General features: G+C 69.6%; 4 protein-coding genes. 2 read left to right on the forward strand and 2 right to left on the reverse strand.

Going from position 1 to position 1825, the window contains the following annotated elements:
* Both Aple_RS53965 and Aple_RS46695 read right to left on the reverse strand, forming a co-directional pair.
* On the reverse strand, positions 1-208 hold a 208-nt coding region (locus tag Aple_RS53965; RefSeq protein ID WP_218038877.1), incomplete at its 3' end, for a hypothetical protein.
* Positions 209-847: 639 nt separating this feature from the next.
* Positions 848-1024, reverse strand: coding sequence for a hypothetical protein (locus Aple_RS46695; RefSeq protein WP_155351235.1), 177 nt, complete (start codon positions 1022-1024; stop codon positions 848-850).
* A gap of 169 nt (positions 1025-1193) precedes the next feature.
* Between Aple_RS46695 and Aple_RS46700 the strand changes: the two genes are divergently transcribed.
* Together Aple_RS46700 and Aple_RS46705 are read left to right on the forward strand one after the other, a co-directional pair.
* On the forward strand, positions 1194-1394 hold the full coding sequence (locus tag Aple_RS46700; protein ID WP_155351236.1) for a hypothetical protein: 201 nt from the start codon (positions 1194-1196) through the stop codon (positions 1392-1394).
* The coding region (locus Aple_RS46705) for a DUF222 domain-containing protein (protein ID WP_155351237.1) at positions 1391-1825 on the forward strand (435 nt) is incomplete at its 3' end. The genes Aple_RS46700 and Aple_RS46705, both read left to right, overlap by 4 nt.

A 1825-nucleotide genomic window follows, 5' to 3' on the forward strand; every position in this document is an offset into this window, starting at 1 on the left:
GGTTCGCGATGGGGTTCGCGATGGGGTTCGCGATGGGGTTCGCGATGGGGTTCGCGATGGGGTTCGCGATGGGGTTCGCGATGGGGTTCGCGATGGGGTTCGCGATGGGGTTCGCGATGGGGTTCAGGCGTTGCGGAACATCAGCGAATGCCCATGGAAGATCGGTGACATCATCGCTGCCGCACTCACTATCCTCCCGTCGCGACAATTCACACATAAGCGACTACACAGAGTTGCCAATCGAACGTGTGAGCGATATCCTGGCAGTAGGTCGACCGGCCGATCCACGACAGGGAGGTGGCCCGCGATGATGACCTCGGGTGCGGTCCTGCTGCCTGACCACCGCGCCGCCACCTGTTCCCCCGTTGGTTCCCCCACCCGTATCCTGGCCGACCCCGCCCCCTCCCTTCCCCCTCCGCAACCCTGCGCTCCAGCCGACCGTGACGATCGAGACCCCGCCGGACCTTCCCCTAGCATCCGCTCAGCCGACGTGCTGATCCTCCACCCGGAAACACCTCCACCTCGGCGACGTCCCAGAGCACACGAAACCGGCCGCACGCCCGGCGATTCCCGCGGCGCGGTCCTGCTGTTCGACCGTTCCCGGGCCCGAGTCCCCGCAGCCGACTCCGGCAGCGACGCTGGCAGCGACTCCGGGATCTCGCGTTCCGACACGGCACACCCCGCAACGGCGCGCTCCAGCACCGCCCGGGCCACCGCCGAACCCGCCAACACCCAGTTCGGTCCTGCCCAGTTCAGCCCGGGCGAGTTCGGCCCTGCCCAGCAGCCCGGTGTCCGGCCCTCCGGCATCCGGCCCTCCGGCATCCGGCCCTCCGGCAGCGGCCGGCCCTCACCCGGTTCCGGGTACGAGTCCTGCGGCTGCGGGCACGTGAGCGGCCAGTGTGTTCAGCAGGCCGGTGCTGGTATCCGGGAGCCAGGTCAGGGTGCCCGGGAAACCGGTCGGTGTACCGAACTGGCCGGTCACGATGCTCGGGAGGCCGGTCGGGATGCCCGGAAGGCTGATCACGCTACCTGGAGGGCTGATCATGCTACTTGGGCGGCTGGTCGGGGTGCCCGGGCAGCTGATCCCACTGCCCGGGAGGCCGGTCGGGATGTCTGGGAGGCCGGTCACGCTGCCCGGGAGGCTGATTGGGGCGTGTGGGGGGCTGATCGGGGTGCTGAGGAGACTGAGCGGGGTGCCGGTTGTGGGCGGGGGACTGATCAGGGTGCTGGCGGTGATGTGGGATTCGGGGATCACCCTGACCATCCCGATCATCCCGATCGCTCTAACCGCTCTGATCGCTCTGATCGCTCTGATCGTCCTGGCCGCTCCGATCATCCTGATCCGGGTTTGGCCGGGGCGGCGATACGGGAGTGGCTGCACCAGATCGAGGTGATCGCCGCTGACGGGTCGCGGGTGCCGTCTGATGTGGAGGCGGCGATGGCCGAGATCGTGACCCTGTCGCGGGCGATCGATCGGGCCGAAGCCGCGATCGCCGTTCGGCTGGCCGTGGCCGATGCCGGGAAAGGCCAGCAGCTGTTCGGGCGGCGTTCGCTCGGAGCGTGGCTGGCCGCGGCCACCGGCTCACGGGCCGCTAGGGCGGGCGAGCGGGTCACTCTGGCCCAGCAACTATCCCGGCTGCCTGATCTGGCCGCGCAACTGGCTGAGGGGAGTCTGCCGTTCGGGGCCGCAGCCGCGGTCGCCTCAGCGGTGCGGCACCTGGATGACACCGACACCCGGCTGGCCGAACCCATCCTGCTCGGTTTGGCCGGCGATCCGGCCGCCACCGTCGAAGACGTCGCCCACGCCGGTCGGGTGATCCTGGAG

Origin of the sequence: Acrocarpospora pleiomorpha, from assembly GCF_009687885.1 — a bacterium.
Classification (GTDB): Bacteria; Actinomycetota; Actinomycetes; order Streptosporangiales; family Streptosporangiaceae; genus Acrocarpospora; species Acrocarpospora pleiomorpha.